The following is a 22,174-nucleotide window of genomic DNA, read 5'->3' on the forward strand; positions in this document are numbered from 1 at the left end:
GTGAATTTTCCGGTTATGGCTTTTCATTTTCAGTTGTCATTCATTCATTCGTCGCGGCGTTTTTCAAACCAAGCGCGGTATAGCGCACGAACCCCCTCTGTTATATCCTCCTTGCTCAAACCGCCGAAACCGATCTGAACCATGGATTTCTCTGCATCAGCCCGCTGTGCCCAAAAAAGAGATACAGGGTAGACTCTGACGCTTTCTTCCTCCGCAGTGGCAATCAATTGTTGTTCATCCATACCATTATGCACACGCAATAAAATATGAAGTCCGGCATCCTGGCCGATTATGGTTACTTGAGCGCCCATCAGCTGCTGAAGCATGGAAATCAGCGTGAATTGCTTCTCTCGATATACATTGCGCATCCGGCGAATGTGGGCTTCCCAATGCCCATTTTTCATAAACAGCTCCAACGTTTTCTGGTGAAAACGTGATACGGTCTGGTCGTATAATCGATAGTCCTGCTCAGCGTGCAGCTCGATTAGCTTCTGAGGCAGAACCATATAGGCGATGCGCAGGGAAGGGAGCAGGCATTTAGAAAATGTCCCTAAATAAACCGTGCGATCATGGGTATCGAGGCTCTGCAGGGACGGTATCGGTTTGCCGACATACCTGAACTCACTATCGTAATCGTCCTCAATAATGATCCCTATCTGATCGGCTGCCCATTTCAGCAATTGCATTCTTTTGGGGAGCGGCATGACCATTCCATAGGGGAACTGGTGTGACGGAGTCATGTACACGATGCGGGATTTGCTTTCATAAAGCTTCTGTATATTGAGCCCATCCGTTTCCAGCGGAATAGGGTGGATATGAAAACCATGATGCGCAAAAATCGTCCGTACCCCGTCATATCCCGGCTCTTCCATTGCCATTTCGCTGCCATTGTTCGCGCCACTTAATAAGCGGGATAACACGCCGAGCAGATACTGTACACCAGCGCCAATCATCATTTGTTCAGGTGTACAATTTACTCCCCTGGAGCCGTGCAAATATTTGGCGATTTCTTCTCGAAGTCCAGGTTCTCCGAGCGGATCGCCATATGAACACAAGTCCAGTTGATCCTGATGCAGGCTTAAATTGGCTAGCTTTCGCCAAGCGGCAAACGGAAAATGCGCAGCATCAACATCGCCATAGCGAAAATCATATCGGATCGCCGAGCTCGCCTGTGCTTTATTTTTCAACCCTTTCTTATTCATTTGATGCGACAAAGGCAGCGACTCCAGCTCCAAATCAATAACATATAAGCCGCTCCTTGGCCTGCTTTGAACATATCCTTCGGCTAACAGCTGTTGATAGGCCAAATCCACCGTATTGCGGCTAATATGGAGGTGGGCAGCCAGCGACCGAATAGAAGGCAGCCGTGTCTCAGCGGCCAGCTTTCCGCCCAAAATTTCTTGCTTAATATATTGATAAAGCTGGGAGTATAACGCCTCTCCAGACTCTCTGTTCAACAATACTGTCAAATCGATCATTCATATCCTCCTTGCAATGTTAACTGACCCTAAAATCTAGTTTAGTTTTGTCACTTATTATGGGGTCAATTGCTTAATACAATTATATCACTTCCAGTCAGTCGAATTTGGATGAATGCCAGATGACAGGAACACGATCGCTTGAGGAGGAGAATGAATTGAACAAACCAATAAGATCTAATGAAAAAATAGATACAGGCCACCAGTCAACGTTGGTGATGGAGGCCTTTCATGATCACCCGGGCTTCCGCCGGATGTTTGCCCCTGACAAATTGACAATCGGATTATTTTTGCCGCTAAAATTTTATACAGGTCGGATGGATGTTTTACAGGGCCAAGCTGATCTAGTTGAAAAGATTGACCAAAATAATTTTGCAGCCGTCTGGGTGCGGGATGTTCCGCTATTTGATCCCGGTTTCCGGGATGCTGGGCAAGTATTCGACCCATTCGTTTATATGGCCTATCTAGCGGCAAAGACAAAAAACATATCCTTGGTAACAGGAAGCGCGATCTTCACGCTTCGCCATCCGATTGATTTGGCCAAGGCTGCTGCATCCATAGATGTGCTTTCTGGCGGACGGCTTGTGCTAGGGATTGCTTCCGGTGATCGCCCCGCGGAGTTTCCAGCTTATGGACTAGATGCGGATCATCGTGATGTGCGTTTTCGGGAGACGGTGGCGTTTTTTCGTGAATTGATTCATCAGAGTAGTCCTGAAATTCAATCTTCGCTTGGTAGAATGGGAGGGCTTGAATTGCTGCCTAAGCCTGCAGCTGGCAGTATTCCGCTTATCGTGACGGGTTCAAGCAGGCAGTCTTCAGATTGGATTGCAGAGCACAGTGACGGCTGGCTCACTTATCCCGAGGCTACTGCAAATGAGACAGGTCCCCGAATGCTAGGACGAAAGATCAATGCTTGGCGGGAAAAAATCCCTGGCGGGATTTTCAAGCCGCATATGACCAACGAATGGATTGATCTTGTGGAAGATGTTAATTATCCTCGAACGCCGCTTCGTGGCGGATACATATTGCGTACAGGGCGGGCAGGCCTGATCCAGCTTTTGGAGGAATGGCAGGCAATTGGGGTCAATCATGCTGCGCTCGGCATCCAATTTTCGAGCCGGCCGCCTGCCGAAGTCATTCAGGAGCTGGCAGAGGAAGTATTGCCGCTTTTCCCTACGCATGCTGGGCCGAAGCCGCTGTTTACCGGGTGGTAGAGGATGAAGGGGGCTCAAACGGAAATTTACTGGACAACATTTACCCATCCCTTGTTTAATGGTATGCCGCTGCAGGTAGCGGCGACCGAGCTAGGGTTATGTTTCATCGCGTTGCCAGATGACACCCATATGAACCTGAAGCAGTGGATGGGCAAGAAGTTTCCTAATGCGAAGCTGATTGAACATCAGAGCAGGCTTTCTCCCTATCTGGAGCAGCTGCAGTCCTATTGTGAGGGGGAAAGCACGTCATTTGAGATTCCTCTTGATTTACAGGGGACTACTTTTCAGATTTCTGTTTGGACAGCATTGATGAAAATTCCATATGGGCAAATCCGCAGTTATTTTGATATTGCGAAGATGATAAATAATCCCCAAGCCACACGCGCAGTGGGAAGCGCCAACGGGGCTAATCCGATTCCTATTGTCATTCCCTGTCACCGTGTTATCGGGAAGAACGGCACATTGACGGGGTACAGTGGAGGCTTGCAGGCGAAAGAAAAGCTGCTTCGATTAGAAGGTTATTTTGATTACACGGTTTTGGGGCATGCTCGATTTGATTTTTAAGGGGAGCGAAACGAAGAGATGGAACGATGTCAAATGAAGCAGGAGTACGGAAATTGGCTATACAATCGTTTTCAGTTGATCATCAAAAGAACATATTGAATAAAATAGATACCACCAACAGATAACGGAAGGAAACTTGATTAATGCAATGAAGGACAATCTCCCCAAATCGGACATATTCACGCTGCGAGCTGTCCAGGACGGCATGAGATGCAGCTTGGCGAAATTCAATATGCCAACGTGTTTCAAGACCTGAGCCTTGCAGGTTATTCAAGCTATATGGGGCTGGAATACGTACCTTCACTTGATATTGCCAAAGGGTTAGAGTACGCTAAACAGCTGTTGGGACGATCATAGATCTGCTTGAAAAGCCGCATTTTGCGGCTTTTTTTATTTTAACGAAATAAGCCAAATGATCGCATGATCAAGGCTGAGTGGCAATTTGTTGTACGAATTCAGCAGCAGGAGCCGGGACAACGCTACAATCAACGAATTTGAATTTGAGAAGGGCAGCTTTGTGCAAAGGAAGGGAAGATTGAACATAAATCTTTTGGACCAAAGCAACCCTTGACAGACAATCAGGCATCGTATACATTTGTATACACAACAACATTGTATACGAATGTATACATGGATCCGAAAGGGGAAATTGAAATGCGTGATGGACATAGACATAAAGACAAACGTGGTCATGGAGAACATGGGGAACACCGGGGGCATGGGCATCATCATAAGCACGGGGTGCAAGCGCAGACGTTTCGCCGTGGCAGGGCTCTCGCTTTTCTGGAATCGCTTAATGTGAAGCGGTCGACGTTGCAGCGGCAATTAGACGAGCCGGAGTTTGAGTCGATTAAGCAGGTTATTAGCGGCGAGTTAAAAGCGACAGACACGATCATCCAAGAATTTATCCATGTGTTTCAGCTTTATGACCTAACCCATGATTCTCCCATTACTGAAGAGAAATCAAGCGGCGACAATAACGATGGGGACGATGAAGCTAATCCTCCAATCGAAAACAGTTAATTTTGGGGCCATGGAGCCGCTATAAAAATGGAGGTGATGTTTCGACTTGAAACCGAACGGCATATTAAAACCCTACTTCGCTGCAACATGGTGCATGTATATTTCTTCGATTGCGCTGCATGCAATCGCCAGCATCATCTATGCCTACTTTCCGAAATTGCTAGGCGACTTTACAGACCGGCTGCAGACAGGAGATTTGGTCCAGCACGATATCGTGCGTTACAGCCTGCTCCTGCTGGTGATCGGCATGGGTTATGCGCTTCTCGGAGGGTATGGTCAATATCTTGTCATGTATGTTGGCCGATTGTTCGACTATATCACTCGTCGCCGGCTGTATAAGCACTTCTCAGAGCTAAGCGAGCACTATTATTCTAAAAATGGCGTAGGCAAGATGCTGAATTACTTTATGAATGATGTTACCGGCGTAAGGGAATCGCTTTCCATGGGGATTAACCAGCTCGCGATGGCTTCGATGCTATTATTGTCCTGTATTGGCGCAATGATACTGAGCGATATTCCGTTTTACCTCATCGCTGCTTCTGTCGGGCCATTGTTTTTGATTCCTTGGATCGTGATGCGTTTTGGCCCGGTCATTCGCAAGCGTTCTCTGCATGTGCAGGAGGCGCTCGGCACGATGACGGAATCAGCTGAGGAGCAGATCAGCGGTATACGCGTGACGAAGAAGTTTGCAGTCGAGCAGATCATGATTGATCGGTTTGGTTCGGATGTCGACCGCATCCGCGATAATCAGCTGTCGCTCGTAAGGATATCCTCGCTTTTTCAGGCGCTTGTGCCATTCCTCGGATCTATGTCCTTGATTATGGCGCTCGCGCTTGGCGGTTACCTGACCCTTACGGATAAAATCACTTTAGGCGATTTCGTCGCGCTTACTATGTACATCCGAATGTTGATGAATCCGTTGCAGCAGATCGGCAACGTGATTAATACGCTGCAGCGCTCACGCGCATCCTTGCAGCGTCTAAATGAATTAGTCGCCGTACAGCCAGACATCGTCGAGGCAGAAAATGCGGTGCCGATTGAGCTCGAACAAAGTGCCATACATTTGCAAGGTTTGTCCTTCACGTATCCTGATGCGTCAACGCCTGCTTTACGGCATATCGATCTAGTCATCGAACCCGGTACGACGCTCGGCATTGTAGGGCGAACAGGCAGCGGCAAGACAACGCTTGTCAAGCTGCTGCTGCGGACATATGAAGCGCCGCAAGGGGCGATTGAGATCGGCGGTACGAGTATCCGCGGCATTAAGCTGGAAAGCTTGCGCGGCCAGATCGCTTATGTGCCGCAGGACGGATTTTTGTTCAGCACGACGATTGGCGAGAATATCGCCTTTGCCAAACGCGAAGCCGGGCAGGACGAGATTGAAACGGCAGCCAAGCAGGCGCGTATTTACGACAATATCATCGAGTTCCCCGATGGCTTCGAGACGAAGCTTGGGGAGAAGGGAATCACTTTGTCTGGGGGACAGCGCCAGCGAACGAGTCTCGCACGAAGCCTGATGAAGCAGGCTCCGCTTATGATTCTCGATGACAGCGTCAGTGCCGTCGATGCGGTAACCGAAACCGAGATTGTGAAGACGATCCAGGAAGTGCGCCGTAATAAGACGACTATTATTATAGCCCATCGAATCAGCGCCTTGAAGCATGCTGATCTAATCATCGTCATGGACGAGGGCAGGATTGTTCAGCGTGGCAAGCACGAGGAACTGCTCGCGCAGCCGGGGCAGTACGCCGAGCTTCATGCCATCCAAGAGGAGGGAAGCCGGCATGCCGCAGGGCAATAACCATAAGCAGACGGATCAGAAGATGGACCTAGCTAAGAAACCGAAACCCCAATATCGATCAGCCTTTGGCATTATTAAATCCTATGTGGGACCGCATCGGTTCACCTTTGCGCTGGTCGTATTATGCACGATAATTGCCATTATGTCGGAGCTGTTCCAGCCATACTTGATCAAGGTTGCGATTGACGACAATCTAATGGCCGGGAACAAGGAATACAGCAGCATTCTGGTCATCTGCTTGATCTATTTTGGACTGGCGGCATCAGAATTGTTGTTTAGTTATCTTCAAAACAATTTGCTCCAACATGCCGGGCAAAGCATCGTGGCCCGAATACGAAAGCAGCTATTCGAACATATGACGAAGCTGTCCTTGTCCTATTTTGACAAGATGCCCAGCGGCAATCTCATTACGCATATTTCCAGCGATACGGAAGCTGTAAACCAATTTTTCAATCAAGTGCTGCTTACGCTGCTGCGCGACGGCCTCACACTGCTCTTCATCCTGATCATGTTGTTTCAGCTTGATGCAACACTCGGCGTTTATTGTCTGGTGCTGCTCCCGATTACCGCTTTTATTGCGATCGCATTCCGCTCTTACATGCGAAAAACGTATCAGCTGGCGCGGACCCGCTTGTCCCGTCTCGTGGCGTTCGTAACCGAGAATTTATCGGGCATGAACCTCATTCAAGTTTTCCATCAGCAAAAAGCGCAGGCCGAGCAATTCAATGTACGGAATGAGGCCTATTTTAAAGCTAATATTCGTGAAATACGCACGATGGTTTTATTTAATCGGTCGTTTGATTTGCTCAGCAATCTTACAATTGCTTTCATTATCTGGATCGGCGGCAAAGCGGTACTAGGCCAAGCACTTGAATTCGGCGTTCTATATGCGTTCATTACGTATATTCGCCAATTTTTCCAGCCGATTAATGCGATCACCCAGCAGTGGAACACGCTCCAGTCAGCTACGGTCGCCGTGAACCGGATTTGGGGCGTGCTCGATACCGAGCCGGAAATCGTAGATCGTCCTAATCCGCTTCAAATCGATAGGGAGTCGGTAGAGGGACGCCTCGATTTTAATCAGATTACGTTTGGTTATGAGGGCGTTTCACCGATATTCAGCGGACTCGACCTTCATATACGTCCGGGAGAGATGATTGGCTTCGTCGGGACGACGGGCGCAGGCAAAAGCTCGCTGATGAGTTTGCTTTGCCGGTTCTATGACGTGCAGGAGGGCAGCATTCTCATCGACGGCAACGATATTCGAGATTTAAAGCAGGCCGACCTGCACCGGATCGTCGGTCTAGTTCAACAAGAACCTTATCTTTATGCGGGCACCATCATCGATAATGTCCGGATGTTCGATGAGGCCATCTCCCGTGAAGCTGTCGTTCGCGCATGCGAATTCGTAGGTGCCGACCAACTCGTCAAACGGATGAAGGACGGCTACGACACGAGATTGTCCGAACGCGGCAGTGGGCTGTCAGCGGGCGAGCGGCAGCTGCTGTCCTTCGCGCGAATCCTCGTCTTCCAGCCGAAAATTCTTATTTTGGACGAAGCGACCGCGAATCTGGATTCCCACACGGAGCAGCTCATTCAACAGGCGCTGCAAGTCGTGTCCGCCGGTCGCACGACAATCGTCATCGCGCATCGTTTATCGACAATTATGCAGGCTGATCGAATTATCGTGCTGCGGCATGGAGCCATTGTTGAAGCGGGATCGCATTTGGAGCTGCTGGAAAACAAAGGATTCTACGAAGAGCTGTATCGCCATTCGCAAGGTGGGAAGAACCAAGCGGCCGTCCCCGCTGCCTCAGGCGAATAATGGATTTCACCCTATTACTCCGAATTCATTAAACTTCACCTAATTCCGAATAACTTCTTCCAACAAAAAGCTGGAGCCCATAGCAGGGCTCCAGCTTTTCGCATAATTACGCTTTCTTTTCGGCAAGGCTCATTTCCACACACATGAGGATAAAAGCGCCTGCGCCATGCAGATCGTTTTCACTAGTAGGGCGGGCGATATAGTGGGCGTAGTTGCCAATTCCTGTCCCGATGCAAATGTGGCCGATGATGACGTTGCCATTCTCATCGAGCTTGAGCGTATCAATTACGCCCTGATAGCCCTTCCAAGCATATTGCAAATACTTGGCATCGAGATAGCCGAATCGCACCGCTTTGGCAATGGCATGAACGAACAGGGCCGTGCAGGAATTTTCCAGCCAATTATCCGGCTCGTCGGGTTTGTCGACAACCTGATACCATAAACCAGTCGCGGCATCTTGGAAGTTAGTCAGCGCGATGAGCAGGTCCTGTAGGATACTGACTAGCGCTGCTTTATCCTTATGGTCTTCAGGCAAGTATTCGAACATTTCCAGCAGAGCGACAGGGTACCAGCCGATTGCCCGGCCCCAGAACTCTGGCGCTAGCCCTGTAACCGGATCGGCCCAAGCCGCTTCCTTCGTTTCATCCCATCCGTGATACAGCAAACCGGTTTTCGGGTCCTTGGTATGCTTTGCCATCAATAGCGCTTGGAAGGTCATTTGATCAAAATAGTCGCTTTCGCCGAATGTTTGGCCAAACTGCACGGCAATCGGGCCCGCCATATATAATCCGTCCAGCCACATTTGATTCGGGTAATGCTCCTTGTGCCAGAAGCCGCCCGACGGATTTGTTTTCCAAGATTTTAATAGGGGAACGAGGTTGTGTAAAGCTTTTTTATACCGTTCGTCGCCCGTTTGCTCATACAATCTAAAGAGAAGGACACCGGGCTGAATGTCATCCAGTTCATCTGGCTTGTGCTTCTTTATGCTGCCATCGGTGAGAATTTGGCTGTCTACCCACCGCTTAATATATTCGCTGTATTTGTCCTTTTTCGTTTGCTGCCAGCATTTCTCCATGCCCGACAGAAATACGCCCTGATGATAATGAAAACGGTCCGGCGGAAGCAATTCCGGCTCAAATTTGGCCATTAACGCCTCGCAGGCCTTCTCTGCCCATTGAATGGGGGAAAGGGTTTCTTGCATGGGGTTCATTCCTCCTTCTCGTATTAAGCCTATTTTAGCAGAGGAAAATGTACATTTTTTGCGAAAATGCCTTCATTCTTCTTATATCTTGCAGGAAATAAGCAGAAGCGTATAATAAAATGACAGACTGAGAAGAGAGGCGGAGCTTTGGATGGGAGATTTTCAATTTGAAAATAGGGACGGTACTTTTTTGGTGTCCCACCGGAGGGCGTTAAGCCACAATATGCCTGCCAGCCATTTTCACGGTACGTATGAAATCTTTTATTTAATGTCTGGCAAACGGGAATTTTTCATTAAGGACAGGACGATGGTGATCAATGAAGGGGATGTTATTATTATCTCTCCTAATATTTTGCACCGGACTACCAATACGGAAACGCCCCAGCATGAGCGGCTCATTATTAATATTCATGAGCAAGAGATGGCCGCGGCTAATGGTTCCTATATGAACACTTTGCAGCCGCTGTTTGAGCAGGAGTACATGATCATTAAATGCTCTTTGCAGGACAGGCTATCCATCGAGTCCCTATCAGGCCGTATTATCGAGGAAATTCAGGATAAGAAGGCGGGCTTCGAGATGTATGCGCAGACGTTGGTTCTGCAGCTGCTCCTCGTTTGCTGCCGGCATGTCAAACAAAACAGCATAGAGCCGATAGAATCGCCAAGCCCGATGCATGAAAGAATTTCGGAGGTTGTTCGCTATATTAACAGCCATTATATGCAGGATCTTTCGCTTCATCTGCTAGCAGAGAAATTTTATGTCAGCCCCTATTATTTAAGCCGTTTTTTTAAAGAAGCGACGGGTTTTACATTTGTAGAGTATTTGAACAGCGTCAGGATCAAGGAGGCGAAGAAGCTGTTGGAGCAATCGTCGATGAAGGTCAACCTGATTGCAAGGAAGGTAGGCTTCGGAAGCGTGACGCATTTTGGCCGAGTGTTCAAGTTAACGACGGGCCATAAGCCATTATTTTATAGAAAGGGGAAGTGACTAAACCATGTCCAACAGGCATGGTTTTTTTTATTGCTAAACATTCCATACCTTTTCCGAATGGTACGGGGTAGGATTCATTTGCCTCCCATTATAATATAAACTTCAAATAAGAAATGGAGGACCTATTCATTCACGACAGGGGGCACACAAGCTTGATAAGCTTGACATTCTTGCATCAGTGGTTCAAGGGTCATCTGAATGAAAGCAATTTGCGCACCAAGCTGCTGCTCCTATTCACCGTGCTTATTTTGCTGCCTTTAAGCCTGCAAGGTATGGTGACGTACCGTCATTTCTTAGCAACGGTTAATCACAAGACGGAGCAATTTACAATCGACATTGTTCAGCAGATCAACACCAATCTTGATCGGATGCTGAAAGACCTGGAACGATTATCGCTTATGCCGTTGTATGATCAGATGGTGTTGTCCATTCTGGCGAAATACAACGGGCCGATGGGCTCGGGGACTTGGGCGCTATCCGACGATTATTTGAAAATGAAGCTGTATACATCTGGGCAAGCATATAACCGACCTGAAATTCGCGGCATTCATCTAATCAGCAACAGCGGCATTTTATTTTCGAATGTAGATGCGATGTCGGCCGATGCGGTATGGGATAGCAGGCGGGATTCATGGTTTTCAGAGCTGAATCAATCCGATGGGGAATGGACAATCATCCCGCCTCATGAACCGTCCTATTACAGCAGCCCAAGCTCGGAGTCCTACATATCAGTCGCAAGAGTGATTAGAGAGCCTAAAACGCTAGTGCGATTAGGTTACATGATTATTGACGTCAAGGTGGAGGCGTTCGGCCATATTTTATCGAACCTGAATTTTGAGCGGGAGGCAAGCCTTTTGATCGTCGATGAAAGGCAGCGATTCATATTCGAGCGAGTGGAGGAGGGTGGCGTTTCCGCCTATGGCGAGCTGTTAGAAGATGGTCAGCTGCAGGAAATGAGGAATAGGCAAAAGAAAAAGCTCGGCAGCCGCGAGTATTTATTCGTGCAGCATCATTCCTCCTATACAGGCTTGTCCGTAATCAGCTTGACGCCGATCGCCGTTATCCAGAAGGAGTCGCATGAAATGATGACTTTTACGCTATGGTTTGCAGCCGTTTGCGTCGGAATGGTTACAGGGCTGGCGGTGCTGCTCTCCTATCGTATAACAAAGCCGCTTATTGAGCTGAAGAAGGCGATGGCCCGAGCTGAGCAGGGGAATTTCAATAAACGGGTAACGATGCTAAGCAATGATGAGTTTGGTCTGCTTGGACGAGGCTTCAACAATATGATGGAGGAAATCAATCGTCTCTTTCATGAGGTATTTGTACTTGGCATGCGGGAGAAGGAAGCGGAGCTGTCTGCTCTTCAAAGCCAAATCAATCCGCATTTTATTTATAATACGCTGGAGTCAATTAATATGATGGCCATTCAGTGCAAGCATGCTGAGGTGTCTGATATGGTGACCGCCCTCGGCAAGCTGCTTCGATACACCATTGATAAGGTGGACAGACGGATTCAACTTTGGGAGGAAATCCAGTTTGTAGATTCCTATGTGCGCATTCAACAGGTCCGATATGGTGGCAAGCTGCAGGTACTGTACGAAATGGAAGATGAGGTGAAGGACTGCCTTATACCGAAGCTTATTTTGCAGCCGTTGGTTGAGAACGCAGTCTATCATGGCATAGATGATCGAGAAGAGGGGGGCACAATCTGGATTTCTGCCCTGCGTTTCGAGGATGAGCTGCTTATTACGGTTCGTGACAATGGCAAAGGAATGAGTGAAATGGAAATTGAAAAGCTAAATGAGACGATAGGCAAGCATCCGGCCAATCAGCCGCTGCAGCTCAGTGGTCGCGATGAGTTGGGGCTAAGCAACATATTCCAACGCATCGTGCTTATGTATGACAAGGGCGGCAGCCTTACAGTGGATGGGAGCCCGGGACAGGGCTTCGCGGTTACGATTACGATTCCACTCTAAGAGACAGGGGCTGGGAAGCATGTATAAGGTTTTACTCGTAGAGGATGAAACGGTTATACGCCAGGGCTTGCGGGAACTGATCCATCAGTCGGTCCATTCGTTTGAGGTAACGGGAGAGGCTGCGAACGGCAGCGAGGCAATCGCTTATTTAAAGGCTGACATGCCTGATGTCATGATCACCGACATCAGGATGAGAGAGATGGACGGACTGGTGATGATGGGAAAGGTGAAGCAAATGTATCCGGAGCTGATCGTTATTATTTTGAGTGGCTACGGGGAGTTTGTCTATGCGCAAAAGGCGATAGAATATGGCGTGTTCAAATATTTGCTGAAGCCGATTGAGCGGCACGAGCTTGTAGCTGCAATGCAAAAGGCCCAACTGCTTCTGGATCGCAAGTATGGCGTTTCGACTTCGCTGCCCACAGCCGCAAATCTGGAACAGACGGGAAGTGGCGGTGATACTCGCAAAATTATCCGCGACATCAGGGAGTATGTAAAACGGCATATCGACGGGGATTTGCGCTTGCAAACCGTCGCATCCCAGGTGAGCCTGAATGCGACGTATTTGAGCCAGCTGTTCAAGAACGAGACGGGGGTCAATTATTCGGAATATGTATTGGAGGTGCGCATGGAAAGGGCGAAGTGGCTGCTGGTGCATACGCAGCTGAAAATCTATGATGTGGCACGGCTGTCCGGACATCAAAGCCCGAAGCATTTCATGCTTGTATTCAAGCAGCAGACAGGTCAGACAGCAGGCGAGTATCGCGATCAATTTACCGACGCCAACTTTTAGGGGAGACACGATAAGGAAATAGAGGAATAAAACGCACCATTTCTGCAATTTGCATGGTTTAAGGAAGGCAATAGCCACCGCTATACTTAAGTAGGAAATACAAATTAATGGCTGCTAAGGGGGATTTTATGAAAAAATCGAGTCGGGCACTCCTATCCATTTTACCGATTGCAATAGCTGTCGGCTGCAGCAGTACGAACTCTGGCAACGTTGTAAACAATGGTACGGAGCAGAAGGAGGACATCGAATTAACGTTTTTAATGTGGGGCAATCAGGGGCATATGGATGTGTACAGCAAGCTCATTGCTGGCTTCAAACAGGAGAACCCGGGTATTCAGGTGGTGATGGAATCCGTGCCGTTCGCTGATTACCAGCAGAAAATTTCAGTGCTGGCAGCCGGCAGGACGCTGCCGGACATCGCATGGGTATCCGAGCGGATGATCCCCCAGTTCAAGGCAAATGGCATATTGGCGGATGTATCCGAATTTAAAAATGACGCGGACTTTAAGCTGGGCGATTACATTCCAAGCACCCTTGACCTATTCCGCGACGGCGAGCAGCTGCTCGGCTTGCCTTTCTCGACGCCGCCAGTTGTTATGTTTTATAACAAGACACTTTTTGATCAAGCGAAATTATTAGACCCAAACACGCTCGCATCAGAAGGCAAATGGACATGGGAACAATTCGTGCAATCCGCCAAGGCGATCTCAAGCAGCGATGCGAAAAGCCGCATCTACGGCGCGAACTTTTTCCGCGACTGGAAAACATGGGCGATTTTATCCTCCTATTCCTGGTCCAATGGCAGCGGACCGTTCAACGCAGATTTAACTGCTTTCACCTGGAATGACCAGTACGGCTTGGAAACGTTCGATATGCTGAGCCGCATGATGTTCACCGACCAGTCTCATCCGAAGGCTGGCGAGCAGGTCAGCTTTGATGCGGGCAACGTTGGGATGTTCTTCGACAACTACAGCTATGTATCGAAAGCAAGAGAGATTACGAGCTTCGAGTGGAGCATAGCGCCGATGCCGTCCGGCTCGCAGGGCAGTGTGCCGATGCTTGGACAGGCGGGCTACACGCTGTTCAAGGACAGCAAGCACCCTGAGGAAGCGAAGAAGCTTCTGAAATATTTCGCTAGCCAGGCCGGTATAGAGGCGACAGCGACTTATTTTGTCCCGCCTCGCACCTCAGTGCTTCAATCGGATGCGTTCCTGCATCAGCCGAACAACCCGCCAGCAGAGCATATTACTCAGGCGGTTATCGACGAAATGCCGAAGGCCCGCATGCTTCCGGGGCATATTCGCTGGCAGGACATCGACAACGCCGTTCTGCAGGGGTTCGACCGCCTGTTCGGCAGATCGGGCAGCACGCAGGAAAACTTGGCAAAAATGCAAACGGAAGTTGACGCTATTTTGAAATAAGCAGCCGTATAAGGGGGACGGTCCGTCTGACGGGCCACCTCGCCTCGCCAAAAAAGTTCAAGGGAGTGGAGTGAATTGGGAAAATTAAAGGAGCAGTTCAACAAGCATAAGCTATCTTTATTCATCAGCCTGCCCGGCAATGATGCGGCGCTGGCACAAGCTGCGCTCGATGAGGGCGCTGACGCACTGAAGGTGCATGTCAATGTGGGTCATCGAGCTAGCGGCACGCACTTTGGTTCACTCGACGAATATGAAGCGGTATTTCACAGCATTCGGGAAAAGTTTGACGGGCCATTCGGTGTTGTGCCAGCTGGTAGCCTTGAAGGCGTGACCAGACCGGACATGGAAAGATTGGCTCCGCTGGGCTTTGATTTCTATTCGATTTATGCCCATCATCTTCCCTCGCTTCTGTTGGAGGAGCTGGGCCTTGACCGAACGTTTGCAATCAATGAACATTATGATCTCACACTTGTACAGAGCGCAGGGCAGTTCGGCTTTACCGCTCTGGAAGCTTCAATTGTGCCGGGAAGCGAGTATGGGACGCCGCTCAGCTTTGCAGATGTGATGAAATATCGCTATTTAGTAGAGCATTCGGGACTTCCGGTTGTTATTCCATCACAGCGGCGGCTTGTACCGGGCGATGTAGCGGTGCTGCGCAATGCTGGTGTTAGTGCGATTATGCTGGGGGCAATTGTAGTCGGGAAGACGGAGGATCAGCTGCGGAGAACGATCAGCGAGTTCCGCAATGCAATGGATAGATTGAGCTAGAAGGCGGTGTTACCTTAATGAAGGATGTGGGCAAAAATCGAAGAAGAGGGCCGCTTGTCCGGGAGGCGCAAATTGCAGGCTGGCTGTTTGTTTCCCCAATGGTACTCGGTTTTACTTTGCTGCTGCTGTTTCCGATGGGGCAAGCACTCTTTATGAGTTTGATGGATTGGCCGCTGCTTGGTGAACGCCATTTTATCGGGCTTCATAATTATCGGAATATTGCGACAGATCATTTATTTTGGAAAGTGTTAGGGAATACTCTTTATTTTACAGTAGGCCTTGTTCCGTTTAATATTGTGCTGGCTCTGCTGCTGGCGCTGCTTTTATCCAAAAGCTTCAAGGGGATTGGGCTGTACCGAACAGCGATATTTGTACCCGTCATGACTTCTCTTATCGTATGGTCGATTGTCTGGAAATATATGTTCGCAACGGATTCGGGGCTTATCAATCAGGTTTTGCTGCTGCTCGATATTAGAGGGCCGGCGTGGTTGTACGACGAGAAGCTGGCCATGCCATCGGTTATTGTAACTAGCGTTTTGAAAAATGTAGGCTTGAACATGGTGCTTTTTATTGCTGCCATGCAGCAGGTTCCACGCTCCTTGTATGAAGCCGCAATGCTAGATGGTGCGGGCAAGGGCAAAAGCTTTTTTAATGTAACGCTGCCAATGATAACGCCTACTATATTTCTGACCGTCGTTATGACCATTATCGGTTCTCTGAAGGTATTTGGCCAAATTTATGTCATGACGCAAGGCGGGCCTAGCAGCAGTACGAAGGTGCTGGTGTATTATATTTGGGAAAAAGCATTCAAATTGTTTCAGATGGGATATGCATCAGCACTGGCGTTCGTGCTGTTCTTCGTGGTGCTTGTGTTAACTCTGCTACAATGGCAGCTCAGAAAAAGGTGGGTGTTCAATGAAAGCGACACCTAATGCAGGCTTTAGCAGGCCGCTTGCGCTGCTGGGCGTTTATAGCATTTTAAGCTTCATTTCGCTTATTATGCTCGTGCCATTTTTATGGATGCTGTCTACCTCCTTCAAGGAGCCGCAGGACATCTTCACCTATCCGCCGAAGCTGATCCCGCCTGCGTTCCGGCTGCAAAACTATGTCGATGTCTTCCAGCTCATCCCGTTCCACCGCTTTTATTTCAACAGTGTATATATTGCGTTTGTAGTTGTGCTAGGCACCGTTTTTTTTGCCTCATTGGCCGGCTATGCGTTTGCAAAAATACCGTTCAAGGGCCGAAATATCGTGTTTTTGATTTTGCTCAGCGCGATGATGATTCCTCATGAGGTAACGGCGATTCCGATGTTTCTGTTCATGCGTGAGCTTAATTGGATTGATACGCATGTGCCGCTTATCCTGCTGCCGATCTTTGGGGCAGGTGGAGTGTTCGGAATTTTTGTGATGCGGCAGTTTTTCATTACGGTGCCGACGGAGCTGGAAGAGGCAGCGATGATAGACGGCTGTAGCCGATTTCGGATTTATGCACAAATTATGCTGCCAATTGCCAAGCCTGGACTGGCGACGTTGACGATTTTCACATTCGTAACGGTATGGAATGAGTTTTTTGACCCGCTTATTTTCATTAATTCGCGTCATTTGATGACCCTTCCGCTAGGCCTGTCGCTATTTACGGATGAGGTCGGCACATCCTGGCATTATTTAATGAGTGCGACCGTAATGGCAACGGTACCGCTGTTAATCGTATTTTTTCTGGCCCAGCGGCGTTTTATTGAAGGGGTGGCCATGACGGGCTTGAAGGAATAAATGCAGCTTCGAAAGGGAGGATGAAATGAAGAACAAAATAGAGGCAGATGTTGTCGTTGTTGGCGGGGGGCCGGCAGGAATAGCCGCGTCCATTGCTGCAGGCCGGCAAGGTGTGAGAACCGTGCTGATTGAACGATATGGCTTTGTTGGCGGCATGTCTACGGCAGCAATGGTCTATCCATGGATGACATTCCATACGAGCAGCGGCGAGCAGGTCATTAAAGGCATCGCACAGGAAATTGTAGATCGGCTGCAGGCTCGCGGAGGCTCGCCTGGCCATCTCAGGGATACGGTCGGTTTCGTTCATACGCTGACGCCTTATCATCCGGAAATTTATCAGGTCATTGCGGCAGATATGCTGCGCGAGGCTGGCGTCAAATTGCTGCTTCATAGTATGGTGGACGAGGTTGGGGTGAGGGAAGGCGTTATTGAGGCCGTACATGTAACCCATAAGTCTGGCAGAACGGAAGTGTGTGCCAAAGTATTTGTGGATACAAGCGGTGATGCGGACGTGGCTTACCTATCCGGGGCAGAAACGCTTCATGGGCGTACCCTGGATCAACAGGCACAACCGATGACGATGAAGTTCAGGATGCGCGGTGTTAGTTTGGATAAAGTAAAGCAATATATGATGGCCCACCCGGAGGATTTTTATCAAAAAACCCCTTTTTCAGAGCTGCCGGGTCTGCCGCTGACTGGTGTGAGCGGATTCTATTCGCAATGGAAGAAGGCCAATTTGCCCATTAACCGTGATCAGATTCTGTTTTTTACGGGGCCAGCCGAGGATGAGGTGCTGATTAACTGTACACGGGTGCAGGGGCTGGATGCGACTAGTGTTGAGGATTTGACATTTGCTGAACAGGAGGGGCGACGGCAGGTGTTGATGATGGCGGAGTTTCTGCAGCGCGATGTACCCGGTTTTGAGCGGGCTTCCATCTCAGCGGTTGCTCCGCAAATCGGCATAAGGGAATCGCGGCGAATTGTTGGCCATTATTCACTCACGAAGGAAGATGTGATAGAGGGGAGAAAGCACAGCGATGTTATAGCACGCAGTGGCTACCCCATTGATATCCACGATCCAACCGGAAAAGGGGTAACCGCTGCTTTTATTTCCGGTGATGGCGCTTATGACATTCCGCTTCGCTGTCTGCTCTCCCATAATGTGCCCAATTTGCTCGCGGCGGGAAGGTGCATCTCGACTTCACACGAGGCGCTCGCAACAACTCGCCTGACCCCGAGCTGTATGGCAACCGGACAGGCAGCTGGAACAGCGGCAGCTTTAGCGGTATTGACTGGGGTTGAGCCAGCTCATGTACCTATTGCCAAATTGCAGGATGAGCTGCGGAAAGCACATGCGGCAATATAAGCGGCTCCTAGCCAACTGCCTATGTGTGATGACTGATTGACACTCACCTTGAGGTAAGTAGCTGTACTTAAAGTGCGTACTTACCTAATCGCAGTTTGCGCTTTATACTCAAGAGGCCAATCACATTTTAGGAGGATCATTCATTGAAAACACTCGTTATTGTCACGCATCCCAGCATAGAAGCATCGGTCATCAATAAGCGATGGATAGAAGAGCTTGCTAAATATCCGGAAAAATATACGATACATGAATTGCATAAGGCTTACCCTGATGGAAACATCGACGTGGCGAAAGAACAACAGTTGGTTGAAGCACATGGCAATCTGGTGTTTCAGTTCCCTATTTATTGGTTTAATTGTCCGCCTCTGCTTAAAAAATGGTTGGATGAAGTTTTAGCCTATGGATGGGCCTTCGGTTCTAAAGGTGGGGACAATTTAAAAAATCGCAAAGTGGCATTAGCGGTATCCGCTGGAGCAACAGAAGAGAATTATCGGGAAGAGGGGAAATATCGCTACACACTTGCACAAGTATTGGCTCCTTTTGAAATTTCCTTCCTGTATTGCAGTGCTGATTATCGCTCCTATTTTGCTTTTTATGGTATAGAAGCGGAGCCGGGTGAAAATGAACCTGGTGCAGCCGTGGAAACGTCTGCAAGCAAACTAGAAACAAACGCATTGGCTTATGTGAATTTTATTGACAGCCTGTAACCCTGCCGCTGCTCCGCTTACGGTGTCGATGCTGCGCTTCAGCTCATTGTGCCGCATTATCTTATTTTCAGACAGCCGATATAGAATAATCAGCTTTATTATTGCCACCTATTTAGGATTATGTTTATCCGAAATGGGTGTTTTTTTTATATAGGATAGGATATGATTTTTTTCATTCTTTCTCTATATTCCACCCTCAAAACGGTAATTTTGCCGCCAGAGGACGGCGCCAGCCATTTACGCGTGGTTCCACGCCAGCTATTAGCCTCTGCTTATGCAGCTAATACGCTGGCGGCAGCTTAAAAACTCTTTGAAAATGAGAATGATTCTTACTATAATGAAAGAGTTGGCAGTGGTAAGAAGCTGTGGTATATAGATGCGGTAAATAGACATGGAAGGTGAACATAATGAAGTTGCAGGAACAATTGCCCTTATGGAATCATGCGGCTATACGGGTGCTTGATGTTCGTCGGTCTATGCTGCGATTGGATGACCGTGTGCAAGGCTTCCGTTTGCCGGCGAGCGCCTTCTTGGTAGCTGTTGCTGGAGAGGCAAGAGTCCTCATTGACGGTACCGAGCATATCGTCGATCGCTGTTATGTGTGCCACGCTGGGAAAGGCGCAACGATCGACATTAACCAGGTCGCTGAGCCATTCGATTATTATATGATTTTTTATAAAGCCGTTCTCGCTGTGCCCAGCCGCAAAGAGCTGCTCAATGTGTATAGGGACAATAATCCTTTCCAAATGCAATATGGCTTTGCTCCTAACTATCCCCTCGGTGTCCTTGCGAAAATAGAGCAAATGCACACCTATTGGCTGCTGGATGCCCAATTGGAGAAATTCCATGTGCGAGCTATTTTTCACCAATTGGTGTACGACCTCCTGCTGCAGCTCCATGCGCATGAGGGAGCGCCGATGGCCCAGCCAAACTACGTTAGCCAGACGATTCGGTTTATGGAGGAGCGTTATGCGGAGCCCATCAGCCTTCAGGATATAGCAAGTACCCTTCATTGCAGCGAAAGGCAGCTGCAGCGCTTATTTAAGGCGAAGCTGAGTATTGGGCCGCTTGAATATTTAATCCGAATCCGTATGGACCATGCGCAAGCGATGTTATTGAATACGAATTTACCGCTAAAGGCGATCGCCGAATCGGTAGGTTACGGAGACAGTTATTATTTTAGCCGGGCTTTTAAGAAGTTTTGCGGTGTTTCCCCGCTTTATTTTAGGCAAAACCGTCGCATAAGTTCATCCTATGTGTCGGGATATTCCATTGGCTCCCGTCCTAATCTCTCCTATAATAATGAGCGTGATAATCATTATCAACATATTAGCGGGGGAGTTTTAGGAATGAATAGGAGCAAGGGGTCTATTTTAGCGGTCAGTTTGATGTTGAGCTTAATCTTGTTGCTGAGTGCATGTGCAACTGCGCCAGGCAATAGTTCAGGGAACAATACAGGGGGAGCAAGCCCAACGAGTGCCGTTTCAACCAATACAAACGCTGCGCAAACGGCACAACAAGCATATCCGGTCGTTATTAAACATGCAAAGGGTGAAATAACGCTGGAGCAGCATCCTACGAAAATTGCGGTGCTTGATACTAAATTTGTGGACCAACTGGTGACGTTAAGCGAGCAGCCGGCGGGCAGTGTGAAAGCTGCGGCAGATAAAACCGATTTCCCTGAGTATTTATCCGAGAAGCTGACGGATGTTAAATTGCTTGGTACGAGGGATGAGCCGAATTTGGAAGCTATTGCTGCCATGGAGCCGGATTTAATCATTTGTACAGAGTTTCAAGAAAAAGTATATGATAGCTTGTCTAAAATAGCACCTACCATCATGCTCGATTTTGATGAAAATTGGCGCGATACCTTAACGACCTTCGGTAAAATTACAGGAAAATCGGAAGAAGCGAGTGCTGTTCTGGAAGCTTATAACGAGAAAACAGTCAAGCTGAAGGAAGAGCTTAAGGCCAAGCTTGGAGACCAGAACGTTGCGCTCATTCGTCCACGTGATGAAGTCATACGGATTCATACGCCGAGCCATCGCACAGGGGACATTTTATATAACGATCTAGGTTTGTCTGCTCCACAGCAGGTGCTCGATGAGAAGGATACGGCTTATCAAATTTCGTTTGAAGCTTTTCCAGAAGTAGGGGCAGACCATTATTTCCTCGTACATGATGACATGTTCAAGGAGGTCGTTGAGGAGTTCCAGCAGACTGAAACTTGGAAAAGTGTTGAAGCGGTGAAAAATAATCAAGTATATGAAGTAGATTCGAACATTTGGATTGCTTATTATGGGCCGATCGCGATTAATATGATTGTGGATAGAACTGCAGAAATTTTCCTTGGAACGCGATAATATGCCGGTTAATCTTTCACCTGCACAGTGGAAAGAGCTTGAAGCCAGCTTCAAGTTTGCGCCTGAGAAAGAGGAACCGCCTGCTGCTCTTTCCATTGCAGCCCAAGACTTGCTAGACCTAGAGAAATGTAAGTCCTATCTGGATCGACTAGCAAGTGAAATAGGCGCGCCAACGAGAAGAGTAGCAGCATCCATGCTTGCGAAGCGCTATGCTTTTCTATACGTTGCACCTGTTTTGTATGCGATGACGGTATATAACAAGAGCTTGCTGTTAACGTTAAATAACTGCCGACTGGCTTCGCCTGATGAAAGTGAAAGTAAGGTAAGCGGCTCCAAGTTTCCTAATTTGAGCATTGATGGACTGGAGATTTCTGAGCCAGAGGCGGGAAAGCGGCTCGAATGGCGGGAGCAGATGCTGCGTCAGCTATTTGCGGAGCATCTTTCACCTTTATTTCGTTCTTTATCTGCAGCTGGCAAAGTTCCGCTGGCGATTTTGTGGGAAAATGCATTTGTCCGTGTGGCTCCGCTATATGAGGAGGGTTTGGAGGAAGCAGAGGGCGAACCATCTGTTATACAGCGTCTTCATGACGACTTTAAGTTTTTGACAGAAACTGCACCAGCGGCCCTATTTGGAGAACGCCGCAACCCGCTTGCGAAGTTTGCAAAATCGGCCAAGGCAGGCAGGGCCGGAGAAATGTTGGCCTCTATTCGTCAAACCTGCTGCTTTTATTACGAAATGTCCTCAGAATACTGCAGAGCTTGCCCGAAGAAGCTCAATTGTTGTTGACAAAAGGGCAGGGTAACTAGACGATTGCAAATTCAATCGTTGAAGATTCATGTGTGGATCCTAGGGATACGATAATAAGTTTCAGCAGAAAAGCTGCTATCGGTATGGTACCGATAGCAGCTTTTT

Annotated in this window: 19 protein-coding genes and 1 pseudogene; 17 read left to right on the forward strand and 3 right to left on the reverse strand. The window is 48.5% G+C overall.

What is annotated here, in order from left to right:
- Nucleotides 1-44: 44 nt before the first annotated feature.
- The gene (gene pdxR / locus BBD42_RS21385; RefSeq protein ID WP_099519797.1) at nucleotides 45-1,478 is read right to left on the reverse strand and encodes a MocR-like pyridoxine biosynthesis transcription factor PdxR; all 1,434 of its coding nucleotides are present in this window, start codon (nucleotides 1,476-1,478) and stop codon (nucleotides 45-47) included.
- A gap of 158 nt (nucleotides 1,479-1,636) precedes the next feature.
- Here pdxR and BBD42_RS21390 point away from each other — a divergent pair, with 158 nt between their 5' ends.
- The 6 genes from BBD42_RS21390 to BBD42_RS21410 all read left to right on the forward strand — a co-directional run bounded on the left by BBD42_RS21390 (nucleotide 1,637) and on the right by BBD42_RS21410 (nucleotide 7,905).
- The gene (locus BBD42_RS21390) at nucleotides 1,637-2,692 is read left to right on the forward strand and encodes an LLM class oxidoreductase (RefSeq protein ID WP_237163186.1); all 1,056 of its coding nucleotides are present in this window, start codon (nucleotides 1,637-1,639) and stop codon (nucleotides 2,690-2,692) included.
- A 3-nt stretch (nucleotides 2,693-2,695) separates the two neighbouring features.
- Nucleotides 2,696-3,256: a methylated-DNA--[protein]-cysteine S-methyltransferase gene (locus BBD42_RS21395; protein ID WP_099519798.1), complete on the forward strand. Its 561-nt coding sequence runs from the start codon at nucleotides 2,696-2,698 to the stop codon at nucleotides 3,254-3,256.
- A gap of 210 nt (nucleotides 3,257-3,466) precedes the next feature.
- Nucleotides 3,467-3,613 (forward strand): hypothetical protein, encoded by a 147-nt coding sequence (locus tag BBD42_RS31845; RefSeq protein ID WP_172455580.1) that lies wholly within the window; start codon nucleotides 3,467-3,469, stop codon nucleotides 3,611-3,613.
- 297 nt (nucleotides 3,614-3,910) lie between these two features.
- On the forward strand, nucleotides 3,911-4,279 hold the full coding sequence (locus BBD42_RS21400; RefSeq protein ID WP_237163187.1) for a hypothetical protein: 369 nt from the start codon (nucleotides 3,911-3,913) through the stop codon (nucleotides 4,277-4,279).
- Between the two features lie 46 nt (nucleotides 4,280-4,325).
- Nucleotides 4,326-6,080 carry an ABC transporter ATP-binding protein gene (locus BBD42_RS21405; protein WP_237163188.1) on the forward strand — a complete coding sequence of 585 codons (1,755 nt, stop codon included), beginning with the start codon at nucleotides 4,326-4,328 and terminating at the stop codon, nucleotides 6,078-6,080.
- Nucleotides 6,064-7,905, forward strand: coding sequence for an ABC transporter ATP-binding protein (locus BBD42_RS21410; RefSeq protein WP_099519799.1), 1,842 nt, complete (start codon nucleotides 6,064-6,066; stop codon nucleotides 7,903-7,905). The genes BBD42_RS21405 and BBD42_RS21410 overlap by 17 nt, the downstream gene beginning before the upstream one ends.
- A gap of 106 nt (nucleotides 7,906-8,011) precedes the next feature.
- Here BBD42_RS21410 and BBD42_RS21415 read toward each other — a convergent pair whose 3' ends face one another.
- Nucleotides 8,012-9,106 (reverse strand): glycoside hydrolase family 88/105 protein, encoded by a 1,095-nt coding sequence (locus BBD42_RS21415; protein WP_237163189.1) that lies wholly within the window; start codon nucleotides 9,104-9,106, stop codon nucleotides 8,012-8,014.
- Nucleotides 9,107-9,257: 151 nt separating this feature from the next.
- Here BBD42_RS21415 and BBD42_RS21420 point away from each other — a divergent pair, with 151 nt between their 5' ends.
- The 9 genes from BBD42_RS21420 to BBD42_RS21460 all read left to right on the forward strand — a co-directional run bounded on the left by BBD42_RS21420 (nucleotide 9,258) and on the right by BBD42_RS21460 (nucleotide 18,898).
- Nucleotides 9,258-10,094: an AraC family transcriptional regulator gene (locus BBD42_RS21420; protein WP_099519801.1), complete on the forward strand. Its 837-nt coding sequence runs from the start codon at nucleotides 9,258-9,260 to the stop codon at nucleotides 10,092-10,094.
- 155 nt (nucleotides 10,095-10,249) lie between these two features.
- A complete protein-coding gene (locus BBD42_RS21425; protein ID WP_172455581.1) occupies nucleotides 10,250-12,073 on the forward strand; it encodes a sensor histidine kinase in 1,824 nt (607 codons plus the stop codon).
- Nucleotides 12,074-12,092: 19 nt separating this feature from the next.
- Nucleotides 12,093-12,866, forward strand: coding sequence for a response regulator transcription factor (locus BBD42_RS21430; protein ID WP_099519803.1), 774 nt, complete (start codon nucleotides 12,093-12,095; stop codon nucleotides 12,864-12,866).
- 128 nt (nucleotides 12,867-12,994) lie between these two features.
- Nucleotides 12,995-14,287 (forward strand): ABC transporter substrate-binding protein, encoded by a 1,293-nt coding sequence (locus BBD42_RS21435; protein WP_099521741.1) that lies wholly within the window; start codon nucleotides 12,995-12,997, stop codon nucleotides 14,285-14,287.
- A gap of 75 nt (nucleotides 14,288-14,362) precedes the next feature.
- Nucleotides 14,363-15,055 (forward strand): hypothetical protein, encoded by a 693-nt coding sequence (locus tag BBD42_RS21440; RefSeq protein ID WP_099519804.1) that lies wholly within the window; start codon nucleotides 14,363-14,365, stop codon nucleotides 15,053-15,055.
- A gap of 17 nt (nucleotides 15,056-15,072) precedes the next feature.
- On the forward strand, nucleotides 15,073-15,987 hold the full coding sequence (locus BBD42_RS21445) for a carbohydrate ABC transporter permease (protein ID WP_099519805.1): 915 nt from the start codon (nucleotides 15,073-15,075) through the stop codon (nucleotides 15,985-15,987).
- On the forward strand, nucleotides 15,971-16,825 hold the full coding sequence (locus BBD42_RS21450; RefSeq protein WP_099519806.1) for a carbohydrate ABC transporter permease: 855 nt from the start codon (nucleotides 15,971-15,973) through the stop codon (nucleotides 16,823-16,825). Before BBD42_RS21445 ends, BBD42_RS21450 begins: the two co-directional genes overlap by 17 nt.
- Nucleotides 16,826-16,850: 25 nt before the next feature.
- On the forward strand, nucleotides 16,851-18,191 hold the full coding sequence (locus BBD42_RS21455; protein WP_099519807.1) for an FAD-dependent oxidoreductase: 1,341 nt from the start codon (nucleotides 16,851-16,853) through the stop codon (nucleotides 18,189-18,191).
- A 143-nt stretch (nucleotides 18,192-18,334) separates the two neighbouring features.
- The gene (locus tag BBD42_RS21460; protein ID WP_099519808.1) at nucleotides 18,335-18,898 is read left to right on the forward strand and encodes an NAD(P)H-dependent oxidoreductase; all 564 of its coding nucleotides are present in this window, start codon (nucleotides 18,335-18,337) and stop codon (nucleotides 18,896-18,898) included.
- 15 nt (nucleotides 18,899-18,913) lie between these two features.
- On the opposite strand, the pseudogene BBD42_RS32900 reads toward BBD42_RS21460, so the two are convergent.
- Nucleotides 18,914-18,994: pseudogene (locus BBD42_RS32900) on the reverse strand (winged helix-turn-helix transcriptional regulator); the annotation flags it as partial.
- A 311-nt stretch (nucleotides 18,995-19,305) separates the two neighbouring features.
- On the opposite strand from BBD42_RS32900, the gene BBD42_RS21470 reads away from it, so the two are divergent.
- The gene (locus BBD42_RS21470; RefSeq protein WP_099519809.1) at nucleotides 19,306-21,261 is read left to right on the forward strand and encodes an AraC family transcriptional regulator; all 1,956 of its coding nucleotides are present in this window, start codon (nucleotides 19,306-19,308) and stop codon (nucleotides 21,259-21,261) included.
- Nucleotides 21,248-22,048 carry an IucA/IucC family C-terminal-domain containing protein gene (locus BBD42_RS21475; RefSeq protein ID WP_150131579.1) on the forward strand — a complete coding sequence of 267 codons (801 nt, stop codon included), beginning with the start codon at nucleotides 21,248-21,250 and terminating at the stop codon, nucleotides 22,046-22,048. Before BBD42_RS21470 ends, BBD42_RS21475 begins: the two co-directional genes overlap by 14 nt.
- Nucleotides 22,049-22,174 lie beyond the last annotated feature (126 nt).

This window comes from Paenibacillus sp. BIHB 4019 (assembly GCF_002741035.1).
Lineage (GTDB): Bacteria > Bacillota > Bacilli > Paenibacillales > Paenibacillaceae > Pristimantibacillus.